The sequence below is a fragment of the Flavobacterium sp. FlaQc-30 genome, assembly GCF_044005885.1.
GTDB lineage: Bacteria > Bacteroidota > Bacteroidia > Flavobacteriales > Flavobacteriaceae > Flavobacterium.
In genome coordinates this window covers 136,776-153,109 of record NZ_JBIPCO010000002.1, presented here as the reverse complement: position 1 = coordinate 153,109, position 16,334 = coordinate 136,776, and the positions used below count along the sequence as shown (strand labels likewise).

Annotated in this window: 11 protein-coding genes; 8 read left to right on the top strand and 3 right to left on the bottom strand. The window is 32.6% G+C overall.

All coding sequences use genetic code 11. The annotated features are described in order from the left end of the window. Positions 1-55 precede the first annotated feature (55 nt). The 4 genes from ACHRV0_RS06005 (at position 56) to ACHRV0_RS05990 (ending at position 4,734) form a co-directional block, all read left to right on the top strand. Positions 56-595, top strand: a complete 540-nt coding sequence (locus tag ACHRV0_RS06005) for a hypothetical protein (protein WP_089052972.1) — start codon at positions 56-58, stop codon at positions 593-595. A 102-nt stretch (positions 596-697) separates the two neighbouring features. Beyond that, entirely contained in the window at positions 698-1,063 is a 366-nt protein-coding gene (locus ACHRV0_RS06000) for a four helix bundle protein (RefSeq protein ID WP_395440209.1), read from the top strand. A gap of 38 nt (positions 1,064-1,101) precedes the next feature. Next, positions 1,102-2,160 carry a nucleoid-associated protein gene (locus ACHRV0_RS05995; protein WP_089056207.1) on the top strand — a complete coding sequence of 353 codons (1,059 nt, stop codon included), beginning with the start codon at positions 1,102-1,104 and terminating at the stop codon, positions 2,158-2,160. Between the two features lie 204 nt (positions 2,161-2,364). Beyond that, positions 2,365-4,734 (top strand): GAF domain-containing protein, encoded by a 2,370-nt coding sequence (locus tag ACHRV0_RS05990; RefSeq protein WP_129024256.1) that lies wholly within the window; start codon positions 2,365-2,367, stop codon positions 4,732-4,734. A gap of 172 nt (positions 4,735-4,906) precedes the next feature. On the opposite strand, the gene ACHRV0_RS05985 is transcribed toward ACHRV0_RS05990, so the two are convergent. Beyond that, complete coding sequence (locus ACHRV0_RS05985; protein WP_395440208.1) at positions 4,907-6,085, bottom strand: Pycsar system effector family protein; 1,179 nt, start codon at positions 6,083-6,085, stop codon at positions 4,907-4,909. A gap of 26 nt (positions 6,086-6,111) precedes the next feature. Between ACHRV0_RS05985 and ACHRV0_RS05980 the strand changes: the two genes are divergently transcribed. Then, positions 6,112-9,846, top strand: coding sequence for a metallophosphoesterase (locus ACHRV0_RS05980; protein ID WP_395440207.1), 3,735 nt, complete (start codon positions 6,112-6,114; stop codon positions 9,844-9,846). Between the two features lie 163 nt (positions 9,847-10,009). On the opposite strand, the gene ACHRV0_RS05975 is transcribed toward ACHRV0_RS05980, so the two are convergent. Beyond that, the gene (locus ACHRV0_RS05975; protein ID WP_395440206.1) at positions 10,010-10,867 is read right to left on the bottom strand and encodes an SdiA-regulated domain-containing protein; all 858 of its coding nucleotides are present in this window, start codon (positions 10,865-10,867) and stop codon (positions 10,010-10,012) included. A gap of 79 nt (positions 10,868-10,946) precedes the next feature. Continuing rightward, complete coding sequence (locus ACHRV0_RS05970; RefSeq protein ID WP_089052965.1) at positions 10,947-11,999, bottom strand: hypothetical protein; 1,053 nt, start codon at positions 11,997-11,999, stop codon at positions 10,947-10,949. Between the two features lie 108 nt (positions 12,000-12,107). On the opposite strand from ACHRV0_RS05970, the gene ACHRV0_RS05965 reads away from it, so the two are divergent. Genes ACHRV0_RS05965 through ACHRV0_RS05955 form a run of 3 tightly spaced genes read left to right on the top strand, consistent with a single transcriptional unit; the run spans position 12,108 to position 16,220 of the window. Further along, the gene (locus ACHRV0_RS05965; RefSeq protein WP_129025886.1) at positions 12,108-13,019 is read left to right on the top strand and encodes an ABC transporter ATP-binding protein; all 912 of its coding nucleotides are present in this window, start codon (positions 12,108-12,110) and stop codon (positions 13,017-13,019) included. 3 nt (positions 13,020-13,022) lie between these two features. Next, positions 13,023-13,859, top strand: a complete 837-nt coding sequence (locus ACHRV0_RS05960; protein ID WP_395414410.1) for an ABC transporter permease — start codon at positions 13,023-13,025, stop codon at positions 13,857-13,859. A 15-nt stretch (positions 13,860-13,874) separates the two neighbouring features. Next, positions 13,875-16,220, top strand: coding sequence for a choice-of-anchor L domain-containing protein (locus ACHRV0_RS05955; protein WP_395440205.1), 2,346 nt, complete (start codon positions 13,875-13,877; stop codon positions 16,218-16,220). Positions 16,221-16,334 lie beyond the last annotated feature (114 nt).

Genomic DNA, 16,334 nt, shown 5'->3' with positions numbered 1-16,334 from the left:
ATTCGTATTTTGTTTTTTATATTTTACCTTTGACCTCTCAATAAAAACAAAGATTATGGTTTATAAATTTAGAGTAATTCTAGACGCCGAAGAAGATATTTTTAGAGACATTGCTATTCTTGAAGAAGATACTCTTGAAGATTTACACAATGCAATCTTCAACGCTTTTGGTTTTGACGGAATGGAAGTAGCTTCGTTCTACACCTGCGATGAAACTTGGAATCAAGAAGATGAAATTCCGCTTTTTGATACTGGCGACGTTCCTGGTGAGCAAAGAACTATGGGCGATTATCCATTATCTTCTATCTTAGATAAAGAAAATACCAAAATCATTTATGTTTACGATTTCATTCATATGTGGACTTTCTTAGTTGAATTGGCTGCTATTGAAGATCAATCTGTTGGAGCTGTTTACCCAGAAACTTTATTCTCTCATGGAGAAATGCCTGATGATTCTGGCGAGAAAAATTTTGAAGCTGATATGCACGACGATATCTACGGCGAATTTGAAGATGATCTAGACGAAGACGATCTAGATATGTTTGAAGGCGATGACAGCTTTGAAGATTTTGGATTTGAGGAGAATTGGAATTAGTTTTTTTTTAGGTTCTGAGGTTCTGAGATGCTAAGGTTCTGAGTTTTTTATTTTGAAAGTTTTTTCTTATTTTTAATTTCTTAAATTAAAAATAAATTAAACATGGGTAATTTTAGAAACCTACTTATCTGGCAGAAATCAATAGCCTTGACAACCAAAATTTATTCATCAACAAACAATTTTCCAAAAGAAGAAATCTTCGGATTAACTTCACAAATTAGACGCAGTTCGGTTTCTATTCCAAGTAATATTGCAGAAGGATTTGGCAGAGAAAGTGATAAAGATCTTTTACGCTTTTTAAACATTTCTATTGGCTCTTTATTCGAAATGCAGACTCAATTAGAAATTGCAAAAAACATTTATTACTTAAAAGAAAACGATTTTAACAACTTATATGAGGACAGTCGCGAAGTAGAAAGAATGTTAGTTTCTTTTATAAAAAAAATAAAAGACAGAACTAAACCTTAGTACCTTAGCATCTCAGAACCTCAGCACCTTAAAAAAATATGATCAACTTATTCAACACCCACATCGAGACGCTTTCGATACACCGCGTAGGGAACAAAAGCCGTAACGAAGCTATTTTTTTATCAGAACAGCCATTTAATTTAAATGACGAAATTGTGCCTTTGATAAAAGAGTATTTCTTTAAACCTTTTAGAGAAAAGGAAGAAAACTATTATCAGTTTGCGCATGAAGTGGATTTGGATTACAATGATATGTTTAAATATGCAACTGAAATTTTTACAAATCCAGCTAATGTTCAGGAGATTTCAAAAAAAATTACGACGCATTTATTTGAGCAGTCTAACCATCCGCATATTAAAAACGGAGAGGTTTATGTTACGTACTTAACCAACTTAAGTATCGACAATAATGTAGTTGATGCTATCGGAATTTTTAAAAGTGAGTTACAGGCTGACTTTTTACAATTTGAAGAAAAAGACAGCAATCTTGAAATGATTTTACAACAAGGTATCAACTTGAGTAAACTAGACAAAGGATGTTTGATTTTTAATTATAAAAAAGAAGAAGGATATAAAATTCTAACTGTAGACAGCAACCGTTATGATGCACGTTATTGGTTAGAGCACTTTTTATCTGTTGATGCTTTTGAAGATGAAAACTTCATCACTAAAAAGTACTTGAAATTCTGCCAAAACTTCGCAAAAGATGTTGTTTTACCTGCAGAAGACAAAAAAGAAGAGGTTATGTTTATGAACCGTTCAGTGAATTATTTCGCTAAAAACGATCAGTTTGAAGAGCAAAATTTCTTGAATGAAGTACTTGACAATCCAGACTTAATTCCTGAATTCAAAAACTACAAAGTGGATAAAGGAGAAAAATACAGCATCGAAGATGTAACCTCATTCCCAATTGCAAATGCAGCCGTTTCTGACGCTAGAAAATCGATTAAAAACGTTATTAATCTAGATACACATATTCAGATTAAAATGGATTTTATCAATCCTGAAAGTGCAGAGAAATTTGTTGAAAAAGGCTGGGATGAAGAAAAACAAATGTATTACTACTTAGTATACTTCAATAAAGAAGAAAAAAGCTAAGAGTTATTCATTTTCTATTACTTACTTAAAACGAAAAACGGCAGTTGCAACTTGTAACTGCCGTTTTTTATTGAACGTTTCCCTCTATAAAACATTTTTATTTCAAAACATCAATTAAACTTGATAGCACTATAAGCGAAAGAAATCGCAAAATGCAAAAGATTCTTAATTTATGCTTAATTTTGCATATTAAAACCAAAACAGATGGATCGTCTTTTACACAACGAAAGTCCTTTCGAAACGATAATCTCATTTCATAAGCTGATTGAATCTTTTGAAGAAATTGCTTTATCTGATGTTGATTATCGATCTAATTATGCCAAAGCCATTTTAAAAGAGGTTGAAGCATATCCGGAATTTAGAACCGGAATTCACGACTACTCTATTATTAAAAACAACGAAGGTTTAATTAAAAATCTAGTTGCCGATTTATTTCCAACTGCACTTACACATAACGAGATAAAGGCAATTACGATTCCTTTTCAAAACGTTTCATTCAATTATACCGAACGTTTCAAGAAAATTTTGCGTAACGCCGGCGACGAATTTTATATGGAAATTCGTGATTTTGATGAACATCAATTTTACATCAACAATTGCTGTTTGATTTTAGGCGATTATTACAAACAAAATCTCGATTTCAACAGACCTTTTTTCTATGATATTCCAGACGAAAACGGCATCGAAAAGCATTATAGAATTTTGTATAATGCCGATTTTATGGAAATTACTCCAACAGAAAAAGCAATACATCTAACACAGGATGATATTGACCTTCTTATTGATAATTATAATGATATCGATTTATGGAAATCTAAATTTCCTAAAGGAAGCTGGATTCTAAAAGGCTTTGGTATTGTTTCTTTGTTTGATGCAACGACAGAAAGTGCTATTTCGAACTTAAAAAGTAATTTATTAAAACCCGAAACAACAAGAGTTGCTTCGACAGAAATAATTGAAAACATTTTTAAATCGATCTTTAAAATTTCGAATCTAAAAGTGGGATTTATAATCTATAATCCTGAAGAAGAAAAATTCATCAGACCCATAAAGTTTGACAATCAGCTTACCAGTTTTTTATTAAAATCAGATCAGGAAGTAGATTGCAAAAACGCTTTTTTTGGATGTTCTTTTGAAAATTTATTAGACAAAAAAGAACCGCTTGTTATTTCTAATGTTAAAAAATTCATCGAAGATTCTTCAAACAAAAAACTAGGTGAACATCTTTTAAAACAAGGAATTCAAAGCTGTGTTTTTGCTCCGGTTATAAAAGATGGTCATTTATTGGGTGTAGTCGAACTAGTTTCTGAAAATGCACGAGAACTAAACAGCGTAAATGCTACAAAACTAGAATTAGTTTTACCGTATTTAACAGATACTATCGATCGTTATAATACCGATATGCAGCATCAGGTTGAAGCCATTATTCAACGTGAGTATACAACAATTCACCCAAGTGTTTATTGGAAATTCAAAAAAGAATCTCAAAATTACTTTCAAAATATAAATCATACAAAAGACTATATTTTTAAAGAAATTGTGTTTAAAAATGTATTCCCTTTATACGGACAAATTGATATTAAAAGTTCATCTGAACATCGAAATGAAACTGTAAAAATAGATCTTCAAAATCAGCTTACAGCGCTATTAGAAATTTTTAATAATCAAAAACCCAACTCTAATTTGGTTCTTTTAGAGCAGAGAAAATTTGAGTTAGAATCGCTTCGAGACGAGTTAGAATTTCCTTTGAAAGCAGATACTGAACAGCATATTCAACGCTATATCGAAGAAGAAATTCATCCGATATTGAAAAATACAAAAGACAATGCTAAAAATGTAAAATTAGAAGAATTGTACTTTGAAACTCTAGACGAAAAAACAGGAATGTTTTATCAGGAAAGAAAGAAGTTTGACAATGCGATGTCGATTATCAACAAAAGATTAGCTTCTGTTCTAGATAAAAAGCAAATCGAGGCACAGCAAATTTATCCACATTATTACGAGCGTTTTAAAACGGACGGTGTTGAACATAATTTATATATTGGAGCTTCAATTGCACCAACAAAACCGTTTGATATAATGTATCTGCATAATTTACGTTTGTGGCAGCTGCAAACGTTATGCGAAATGGAATTGGCACATCATCAGTTAAAAGAATCATTGCCATACGAATTAGATGTTACTTCGTTGATTTTGGTATTTAGTTCTCCGCTTTCGATACGTTTTAGAATGGATGAAAAACGTTTTGATGTTGATGGAACTTATAATGCCAGATATGAAGTTGTTAAAAAACGAATCGACAAAGCAAATATTAAAGGAACTAACGAACGTATTACCGAAAAGGAAAAAATAACGATTGTGTATTCGCAAAACGGAGAAGAAGCGGAGTATTTAAAATATATAAAATACTTGCAGCATACTAAAGTTCTTGAACCTGCAATAGAACAATTTGAGGTCGAAGATCTTCAAGGAGTTTCAGGCTTAAGAGCGATTCGAGTAAAAGTGATTAACAATACTTCGAATTCAGAGGTAAAAAAAATAACCTATCAAGATTTATTAGACGAGCTCAACTAATTAGTTGAGCTTTTTCTTTTATTATATATTGAACGCAGATCGAGCGGATTCGCTATCGCGAAAACACAGATGAACACAGATTGAAAAGTTTTTTAATTTATTCCAAAATCCGATTTTATCAGCGTTTTCGCGATAGCGAATCCGTAAAATCAGCGTCTAAATACGTACTAAATTAAATAGACTTAAAAGCGATTACAAACGCAATTACCGTAATAATTATACCTACCATGAAAAAATTGTAGGCAATACGTAGTAAATTGTACTTTCGCTGTAAAACCAATCCTAGGTAATATAGATCTTTGATCATTGTTGAATACAAATAATCACGATCTTTCATCATTTCATTCATTGCCCAGTCATAATCTTCAAGAGGCATTTTATAGAAATTCCCAAAGAACATTAAATTCACTTTTTTCTCTTCAACATCGGCACGAGTAAAAAAACCAGAAGTTACTTTTGGCCGCGTAGAAAGTATTGCAAAAATAATGGTAACTACACTAGACATCAACATAATGAATGTTGGCAATACTAAATGTGCATTTTTGGGGCTGTCCAGTTTTGGAATAATAGACGAAAGTGCAATCGAAATAATAATAGCGTTAACAGATAACAGAATATTCGCTTTACTATCGGCAATACCGCTTAAACGTGTGTGATTTCCAAGAGTAACACGAAATAAAGTGTCAATACCACGGTCTGGTTTTTCGAGTTTTTCTTTCTTTTTATTCTCCTCCTCTATTGTTTCGGCAGCTTTTAATTCTTGTTTATCTATTTTTTTTCGAACAAGAACTAAATTTTTCTCTTTAAGCGGCTGCCATTTTCGCAAGGCATAATCTGTGTAAAAGCGGTGTTTATTCAATAAAAAGTTCAAATTCTCTTTTGCCCATTCCGCATTTGAGAACGATATTTTTCCAGTATTTTTTAATTCTAAACGCAGCAGCTCGCACGTGGTCACGTATTCCGTTCCCATAAGATGAGCATAATCTGCATCTTTAATAATTTTTTCTAAATGCGTTTTAGGAACATATTCTTTCTGTGTTGCCAAAATCAAACCGGCAACAGTGGCAATAAACTCTTCTGACTGTCCTTTTTCTTTCAAAAAAGCAGTTGCAATTTTAACGCTTTCCTTCTCATGATTATCATAACCATTAATGTAACCTGTATCGTGAAACCAAGCCGCAATTATAAGAGCCTCTTTATCGCCATCACTTACTTCCTCTTTCTTACATAGTTCTTTAACCGCAGTAACTACCGTTAATGTATGGTTAAAATTATGGTAAGAATATAAATTAGAAAGTTTATCTTTGAGTAAATTACTGACGAAATCTTCGGATTGATCTATTAGATTCATAAAGAATATTTTTATACCACTAAATTATGAAATTGTTTTTGGAAAATCATTTCATTGCTAAGATTAAAAACTATTTATTAGCAATTGCAACTCTTATATTAATTAGCTCTTGTGCTACGCATAAACCTCAATACGGAAAAAATGTAAGCGCTAATGAAACAGAAAACGCAACTGATACTATAAAAATTGCCCAAACATTCTATCTTGTTGGAGATGCTGGAAATGCTGACGAAGAACAGGCACAGCAAACTTTGGAGCTTTTACATCAAAGATTAAAAAAAGCCAGTAAAAAGTCAACTTTGCTTTTTTTAGGAGACAATATTTATCCAAAAGGTTTTCCGAGCGATAAAAACCCTAATGATAAAGCACTTGCAGAAACTAAACTTACCAATCAATTAAAATTGACTAAAGGATTTAAGGGAAAAACTATTTTTATTCCCGGCAATCACGATTGGTACAGCGGCATAAAAGGTTTAGAACGACAAGCTGATTTTGTGACTAATTATTTAAATGATAAAAAAGCTTTTTTACCAAGAAAATCATGCCCTATTGAAGGCGTAAAAATTGACAGTACAACAACTTTAGTAACAATTGACAGCGAATGGTTTCTAGAAAACTGGGACGATCACCCGACTATCAATGACAATTGTTCTATAAAAACAAGAGAAGATTTTTTTGATGAGCTGGAAAGTATTTTAAATAAAAATCAAGAAAAAACAGTTGTCTTGGCAATTCACCATCCTTTGTTGAGCAATGGAACCCATGGCGGACAATTCTCTATGGAAAAGCAATTATTCCCTCTTGAGAATAAAATTCCGCTTCCAATTATTGGATCTTTTATTAATTTACTTCGAAAAACATCTGGTGTAAGTCCGCAGGATATTCAAAATAAGCAATATACTATTTACGCCAAAAGAATTAAAACGCTGCTGCAGAAACAGAAAAATGTAATTGTTGTTTCTGGACACGATCACAATCTGCAATACATCAGCAAAGAAAATATTCAGCAGATTATTAGCGGAGCTGGATCAAAATCTGAAGCCGCCAGAGCTGTAAATCCTTACGATTTCTCGTATGGCGGAAATGGTTATGCGACTTTAACTTTGTTTAAAAGTGGTGATGCTAAAGTTTCTTTTTATGGAAATGAAAACAATAAAGAAAAACTGCTTTTTGAACGCGAAATAATCAAAGCTAAAGAAATTAACTGGGCGGCAGATATTCCGAATAACTTCCCTCCAAAAATAACAACTTCGATCTATCCGCCGAAAATGACTGAAAAAAGTATCTTTCATAAATTCTTGTTCGGACAGCATTACAGAAAATATTACAGCATGCCAATCGAAGTAAAAACGGCTACAGTTGATACTTTAATGGGAGGATTAAAACCTATTCGAGAAGGCGGCGGGCACCAATCTGTTTCACTTAGAATGTCAGATCCAAAAGGCCGTGAATATGTAATGCGCGCCATGAAAAAAAGTGCTACAGCATTTTTACAGTCAGTTGCTTTTAAAGATCAATATGTTGTAAACGATTTTGCTGATACTTATGCAGAGAATTTCTTATTAGATTTTTACACTACATCTCACCCGTATACAAGTTTTGCAGTTGGTCATCTATCAGATAAAATAGGATTATCGCACACCAATCCTGTTTTATACTATATTCCCAGACAAAATGGTTTAAAAGAATTTAATGCAAGTTTTGGTGACGGATTATACATGGTAGAAGAAAGACCTGCCGACAATCATATCGATGCTAAAAACTTTGGAAATCCTACAGACATAATAAGCACGGGCGATATGATGGCTAATCTTCATAAAGATGAAAAATATTCGGTAGATGAAAAAGAGTATATAAAAGCGCGTTTGTTTGATATGCTGATTGGCGACTGGGACAGACACAGCGACCAATGGCGTTGGGGCGAACATAAAAAAAACGGAAAAATAATTTACAAACCAATTCCGAGAGATCGTGATCAGGCGTTTGTAAAATATGACGGAACTTTACTTTCACTTTTAATGAATATTCCCGCATTGCGTCATATGCGTACTTTTAAAAGTTCAATCGATAATGTAAAATGGCTTAATCGAGAACCTTATCCTTTAGATTTGGCATTTTTAAAAACTGCCGAAGAAAAAAACTGGATTGCACAGGCAAAATTTATTCAAGAAAATTTATCTGACAGCGATATTGATAATGCTTTTAAAAGTCTGCCAAAAGAAGTTCAGGACGAAACGATTGACGAAATTAAGCAAAAGCTAAAAAGCAGAAAAAAAGAGCTTCAAAAATATGCAATACGCTATTCTGATGTTTTAAGTAAAACAATTATGATTGCGGGAACTGATAAAAAAGACAAATTTGTTTTGAACCATATTGCTAAAAACAAAATTGAACTTCAGGTTATCAGAATGAAGAAAGATGGCGACGAATTACAATACACAAAAATGATAAGTGATGCTAAAACCAAAAATTTATGGATTTATGGTTTAGATGACAATGATGTTTTTGAAGTAAAAGGCGATCATAAATCGAACGTTAAAATTCGTTTAATTGGTGGTCAAAATAATGATGTTTATAATATTGAAAATGGTCGAAAAGTTATTGTTTACGATTTTAAATCAAAAGAAAACACGTATAACTTGGACTCAAAAACCCAAACTCAGTTAACTGACAATTACGATGTTAACTTATACAATTACGAAAAACCAAAATACAATGTAGTTTCTGGTCTGCCAAATATTGGATATAATCCTGATGATGGTGTAAAATTAGGTTTTAATGTAAATTACACCGTTAACAATTTTAAACAGAATCCTTATACACAAAAACATGTATTAAATGGTTTTTACTATTTTGCTACTGGTGGTTTAGAATTTAATTATGCGGCACATTTTCCTGGATTACTGGGTAAATGGGTTATTGATGTTGAATCGCAGTATACTACTCCAAATTTTGCCATGAACTATTTTGGATATGGTAACGAAAGTCAGAACAATGACGAGGAATTTGGAATGGATTATAACAGGGTTCGTATTCGAAAATTTAATGTATCAGGCGCTATTAGACACGTTGGACGATACGGAAGTGAATTCAGTGTTCAGCCTATTTTTCAAAAAATGACAGTTGAAGAAACCGAAAACAGATATATTGATATTCCAAACATCGTAAACCCAATGGTATTTGACAGCCAAACATTTGGAGGTTTGAAAGTAAAATATCAATTTAAAAATTCTGATTTCGCTGCAAAACCCACTTTAGGAATGGCATTTATGATTGCCGCTACTTGGACGACAAATTTGAGTGACACGAAACAAAATTTCCCAACAATGGAAAGTATTTTAGGTTTTACTCATAAAATCGATCATAACGGAAAACTGGTTTTAGCCACATACTTAAAAGGAAAAGCAATCCTTAATAACAATTATGAGTTTTATCAAGGTGCTGCTTTAGGAGGCGACACTGATTTAAGAGGGTATAGAAACGATCGCTTTTTAGGTAATTCGTATTTCTCTCAAAGCTCTGATCTTCGATTAAGTCTTGGTAAAATCGAACGTACGGTTGCTCCTTTGACTTACGGAATTTTAGGTGGTTTTGATTATGGAAGAATCTGGCTTGATGGAGAAAATTCAAGAAAATGGCATCAGGATTACGGCGGAGGTCTTTGGCTGAATGCAATAAATGTTTTAACGGCTAGAATCTCTTATTTTAAATCTCCTGACGAAGTAGGAAGAGTAATTTTTGGGGCTGCATATAGTTTCTAGAAAAAGGCGCTAAGGTTCTGAGATGCTAAGGCTTTTAAGCCACGAATTGCACTAATTACCACTAATTTTTATTAAAATATAATTCTTGGCAATTAGTGCAATTCGTGGCTAACTTTTTTTTTGCTAAAGCCTCAGTTTCTTAGAATCTTAGCATCTCAGAACCTCATAGCTTAAATTCATAAACATTTCCTCCAGTCTTGTTTGCTTTTTCATCGGCAATAAGCAAAGTATTATTGTCTTTAAAAACAACGGCTTCTTTTTGAGAAAAATGATTGAGTTCAATTTCAGTCTGAGTTCCTTTGTGAAATAAATCTCCCTTAAAATCTTTAAATAGAACAATTTTGTCATGGCTTAACAAAACCACTTTTTTTCCATCAGGGCTAATTGTTGCGCTGGTTAGCACACAATGATTATAGTTATCGCAGGTTTTAAACTCCCCTATTTTAACTGCTTTTTGAGTTCCTTCTGCATTTTTTATTTTATATATAAAAGCAGTTCCGTCAAAACCTTTACTTCGATTTTTGGTAAAAAGATAAAAGTAACCGTCGTGTTCAAAAAAACCTTCAACATCATAAAACATTTCCTTTTTCTTTGGAGGAAATTCAGTTTGTTCTGGATAAGAAAATGAAATTTTATATTCGGCAGAAGCCACATCTTTATCCAATTGCGTTTTATCTACTTTATAAATGCATAAATCTTTACGTTCGTTATCGTTATTTCCAAAATCGCCAATATAAAGATTTCCTTTTTTGTCTTTTGTTATGTCTTCCCAATCCACATTTACGGCATTTGAAATCGTAATTGTTTTGGCCAATTTCCCTTCGGCATTTAATGCATAAACCGCATTTTTATTTCCGCTGTCTTCTAAAGTATAAAGCAAATTTGTCTCAGGAAAATAAGTTATTCCCGAAACTTCTTTCAACTTTTTTGGAAGTGAATAAAGTGTTTTTAAATCACTATTTGATTGTTGCTGGCATGCTAATAAAACAATAGAAGCGGCTACTAAAAAAGACTTTTTCATAAGGTTATTTTTTTTTGAACCATATAAGTAATATGAGAAAATTTAAGTTTTGCTTTGTGAACTTATCTGATTTATCCTTTTAAACTAAGTTTGTATTTTTAAAATTACGCGTTATAAATTCGAATGCTGCATGCATAATATGCCCCATTGATTTAGCATTTTTAAATTTCATATCGTTTGTATATCGATACAATTCCATTTTCAATTGATTCAAATGTTCTTCAGTCGAAATGGTATCATGACACATTATATTCAGTAATTTATGTATTCTCGTTTCGGCTGAATGTATACGTTTTGCTAAAATCGCTCTTTCTTCATCTTTGTACTGAATAATGGATCGATCTTCTAATTTCTCTTTTATGAGCTGTATCATTGGATAATTTTCTTTAAAAAACTGCGGACGATACACTTTAAAATTTCCCTCATAACACTGCTGATCAAAATCGATAGGACGAATTTTATAAACTACTTGATCAAAATCGTGAATAGGTACAATTACATAATTATAAGCACGCATATCGCCCAAAAGCCTGATCATACAACGTTCATTAAACTTTACAAACTCCTTTGCAATCTGAGATTTTTCGGTTTCAGTACAATTGTGCAGTAAAGTATCCATAAAAACATCGCCTGGAATACCTATAATATGCTCTTCGATCAACGTGTCTTTGTAGACCAAAAAGTTAATTTTATCAGGCGAAAGAATATCTTCCAATTCAAGTCCGTAAATCCTTGAAGCATCTGCTTTTTTTATATAAAAATGAACATAATTGTCGTTCAGAATATTTCGCACCTTAATTCTAAACGGTTTTGAATTTCCAAAAGTACAATAGTCAATTGCATCAATATTTAGAAACTGAATAATATCACTATTTCCATCAGAATGTAAAAGCGAATAAATTTTCTTTAGGTTCAAATCGATTTCATTTCTTTCGAACTCGCTGTAATAAACCCGAATCCACAAAGTATCTGTTTCATTTTTATCATATACATTGACCGAGCCGGAAAAACGCAATAAGTCATCATAGAACACAGATACTTTCGAAATTCGTTCGTATCGTTCTAAATAACTTAATAATGGACGTGTTAAAGGGTAAGTAGGTTTCTTTAGCACCATTAATGGTTCGCTCATTTTGAATATCTTTATTACAAATTTACACGAATAAGATGATAAAAATAAATTTGGCGTAACAATATCCCACTTGCTTCGTCTTACTAAAAAACTAAAACCACAATTAACTTGGAAACCATATTAACTATCGAGAATCTCAGCAAAAGATACGGACGCATTCATGCGCTTCAAAATGTATCTTTTAGCATAAAAAAAGGACATGTTTACGGAATTTTAGGTCCAAACGGAAGCGGAAAATCAACCACTTTAGGAATCGTTTTGAATGTTGTAAATAAAACTTCAGGCGATTACAAATGGTTTGACGGTAAAGTGCAAACGCACGAAGCTTTAAAAAAGGTTGGCGCTATTATAGAACGTCCCAACTTTTACCCGTACATGACTGCGGAAGAAAACCTGAAACTGGTTTGTAAAATAAAAAGCATTGATTATTCTAAAATAAATGAAAAACTGACTCTTGTGGGTTTAACCGAAAGAAAAGACAGTAAATTCAGTACTTTTTCTTTAGGAATGAAGCAACGCCTTGCAATTGCATCGGCACTATTAAATGATCCCGAAATTCTAATTTTAGATGAACCTACAAATGGTTTAGATCCGCAGGGAATTCATCAAATTAGAGATATTATTAAAGAAATTGCATCGCACGGAACAACCATTTTACTGGCTTCGCATTTACTAGACGAAGTCGAAAAAGTTTGCTCGCACGTTGTTGTTCTGCGCAAAGGCGAAATTTTGTATTCAGGTTCAGTTGATGGCATGTCTGCCAATGAAAGTTTCTTCGAATTACAGGCAAATGATAATTTAGCTTTAAAATCAGTTCTAACAGAGCATCCTGCTGTAGATAAAATCAAAGAATCAGATGGAAAAATTTTGGTACATCTGAAATCTGATTTATCAGCTTCTGAACTGAATTTGTACTTGTTCTCTAAAAATATTGCTTTGAGCCATTTAGTAAAACGCAAAAATAGTTTAGAAGCACAATTTTTAGAACTAACTCAAAAAGCCACCATCAAAAATAACTAAGCCATGAACAGACTTGTCTCTATAGAATTACAAAAAATCTGGAAAAATAAAGCCAGCAAGATTCTTACTTTAACCTATTTTATTCTTCTTTCATTTATTGCATTAATTGCATCTATAAAATTTGATCTCGGTGTTTTTAAATTTCATTTGGCCGAAATGGGAATCTTTAACTTTCCTTTTATCTGGCATTTCAACACTTATATCGCAGCATGGCTGAAATTTTTTCTAGCTATTGTAATTGTTTCAATGATGGCAAATGAATACAGCTACGGCACATTAAAACAAAACTTAATTGATGGTTTAAGTAAAAAAGAGTTTATTCTGTCTAAGTTTCTTACGGTTGTACTTTTTGCATTATGCTCTACCATTTTTGTTTTTGTAATGAGTTTATTACTTGGATTAAGCTTTTCTTCGTATACTGAATTTGATGTCATTTTCATGGATTTAGATTATTTGCTTGCCTTTTTTGTAAAACTAGTAGGATTCTTTTCTTTCTGTTTGTTTTTAGGAATCTTGGTAAAACGATCTGCATTTGCTTTAGGATTTTTATTAGTTTGGAGTATCCTTGAAGGTATTGCAAAAGGTTTACTAGTTTTCAAAATATTTCCTGAAAGCACGACAGGATATACTATAATGAAGTTTTTCCCGCTGGAAGCAATGTCAAATTTAATTATAGAACCCTTTTCAAGGCTTTCAGTTATCAAAAATATCGGAGCACAAATGGGTGTAAATGATGTTAAAGATTACAGCGTAAGTTATACTTCGATATTGATTGTCTTAATCTGGACTTTCTTGTTTATTTACTTTTCTTACAAACTATTAAAAAATCGAGATTTATAGTATATTTGTTATACTATGATTCCAGCAAAACGTTTTTTATTTATTCTATTTTTATGCTGTTTATCCGCAAAGATGAATGCGCAGGTCATAACTATTGACGATACAAAAACACCAACACAGCTTATTCAAGATATTTTAGTTAATAGTTCTTGCGCCAATGCATCGAATTCAACAGGTCGCGGTGATAATTTTAGACCTGGAAAACAGAGTTTTGCTTATTTTAATAGTAACGGAAGTAGTTTCCCTTTTAGAGAAGGAATCGTTTTAGCAACATCAACAGCTCAAAGCGCAGTCGGTCCCTTTGTCAGTAATCCAAATGACGGTTCTGATGATAGTGCTTCATGGGGTCGTGACACCGATCTCGATCAGACACTTGGTATTAATTCAATAAATACAACAGTGCTAGAATTTGATTTCATCGCTAACACAAGTTCCTTGAGCTTTAATTATATTTTCGCTTCTAATGAATATCAATATGATTTTCCATGCCGATATTCTGACGGATTTGCTTTCTTAATCAAAGAAGTTGGAACTGCAGACCCTTATAAAAATTTAGCAGTAATACCTAATACAAATACGCCGGTTTCTTCTGTAAATATTCATCCAAAAATTGACCCCGGATCAAGTGTTGGAGGCATTAGTTATCCTGGTTGCGCTGCTTCAAATGAAAGTTACTTTAACGGGCGAAATACAAATACAAGTCCAATAAATTTTGCTGGACAAACTATCGTAATGACCGCTAGCAGCACAGTAACTGCTGGAAAAAAATATCACGTAAAACTTGTAATCGGCGATGCTGACGTTAGATACCAAACTTCAGCAATTTTTCTTGAAGCAGGAAGTTTTGCTTCAAAAATTGCTCTTGGTGAAGATCGTACAATTGCAAATAACAATCCTGCCTGTTTTGGAGAAAGAATCACTTTAGACAGTAAACTATCAGCTGCAGAGTATACTTTTAAATGGTATAAAAAAGCTAATCCTTCTGTTACACTAAGTACAAATCCAACTTATGAAGTTACAGACGCAGGAAATTACGTAGTTGAAGCCACTGTAATAAGTACAACGTGCATATTATCAGGCGAAATAAAAATTGACTATGCTTTAGAAATCCAATCAACAGATACCTCTTTACTGCAATGTGATGATAATAGCGACGGTATTTCTATTTTTGATTTAAGCAAAGTAAACAATATTATAAAAAATAATGTTGCTTCGATTTTAAATGAAGGCTTTTATGAAACACTGACTGATGCTCAGAACAAAACAAATAAAATTGCATCTCCAAACCGATATATTAATAATGCACCAAATCAAATTGTTTATGCTCGTCTTGAAAATCAATTTGAATGCTCTAAAATTGCTCAAGTAACTTTAGAAATTGCAAATACATCTATGGCTGATCCAAATCCGATAAGCATTTGTGACCAAGATCAAATTCAAGATGGATTGTATCAATTTGATTTGAATATTGAAGTTACTCCGCAGCTTGGTCTTGCAACTGGATTAACTGTTAATTACTATGCAACCGCAAATGATGCTGTAACAGAAACAAATCAGTTACCCAATATTTTTAGAAATACAACTGCATTCAATCAAACTATTTATGGCAGAGTTGTAAATGGACCAGATTGTTACGATGTTATTCCTGTTCCTCTTGTGGTAAACACATTTGACCCGCCAAATTTCGAAAATGAATCTGTTTTTGTATGTAAAAATAGTGATGTGACACTAACTGTAGATTCAGGTTTTAGTAGTTATTCTTGGAATACTGCACCAGGAAATACCACAAATTCATTAACTGTTACTGCTCCTGGAGATTACGCTGTAACGGTAACCAATGCAAATGGTTGCAAAAAAACCAAAACCTTCAAAGTTGTTTTATCAGAACCTGCTACCTTAACAGGATCAACTGTAAAAGATTTTTCAGGAAACGATAATTCCGTTTTGTTAGAATATACTGGAGTTGGAGACTACGAATTTTCATTAGACGGCGTTACGTTTCAAGATGATCCGTTATTTACCAGGGTAGCTGCCGGCACTTATAATGCTGTTGCCAGAGACAAAAATGGCTGCGGATTATCAAATAATATTACTATATATGTACTTGATTATCCAAGATTTTTCACACCAAACGGAGACGGATATAATGATTTATGGTTTATCAATGATATCGAACATCTTCCAAATTTTAAAATCTATGTTTTTGATCGCTACGGAAAATTACTGAAAGAAATGAATCAAAACAGCATTGGCTGGAATGGAATATTTAATGGCCAGCAGCTTCCCTCTGATGATTATTGGTTTACTTTGACCTTTGTAAATGGTAAAAGTGTAAAAGGTCACTTTAGTTTAAAAAGATAGTATTTAAAATTTCAACTTTTTTTTAATTCCAAATCCCAATACTTTGTCAAAAACTAGAAGCTTTAATTAACTATAAAAAGAATTCCAATATAGCATAAAAAAAGAATCCCAAAC

Coding starts and splice junctions, on each gene's coding strand:
- ACHRV0_RS06005 (WP_089052972.1), top strand. CDS start 56: ATGGTTTATAAATTTAGAGTAATTCTAGACGCCGAAGAAGATATTTTT.
- ACHRV0_RS06000 (WP_395440209.1), top strand. CDS start 698: ATGGGTAATTTTAGAAACCTACTTATCTGGCAGAAATCAATAGCCTTG.
- ACHRV0_RS05995 (WP_089056207.1), top strand. CDS start 1,102: ATGATCAACTTATTCAACACCCACATCGAGACGCTTTCGATACACCGC.
- ACHRV0_RS05990 (WP_129024256.1), top strand. CDS start 2,365: ATGGATCGTCTTTTACACAACGAAAGTCCTTTCGAAACGATAATCTCA.
- ACHRV0_RS05985 (WP_395440208.1), bottom strand. CDS start 6,085: ATGAATCTAATAGATCAATCCGAAGATTTCGTCAGTAATTTACTCAAA.
- ACHRV0_RS05980 (WP_395440207.1), top strand. CDS start 6,112: ATGAAATTGTTTTTGGAAAATCATTTCATTGCTAAGATTAAAAACTAT.
- ACHRV0_RS05975 (WP_395440206.1), bottom strand. CDS start 10,867: ATGAAAAAGTCTTTTTTAGTAGCCGCTTCTATTGTTTTATTAGCATGC.
- ACHRV0_RS05970 (WP_089052965.1), bottom strand. CDS start 11,999: ATGAGCGAACCATTAATGGTGCTAAAGAAACCTACTTACCCTTTAACA.
- ACHRV0_RS05960 (WP_395414410.1), top strand. CDS start 13,023: ATGAACAGACTTGTCTCTATAGAATTACAAAAAATCTGGAAAAATAAA.
- ACHRV0_RS05955 (WP_395440205.1), top strand. CDS start 13,875: ATGATTCCAGCAAAACGTTTTTTATTTATTCTATTTTTATGCTGTTTA.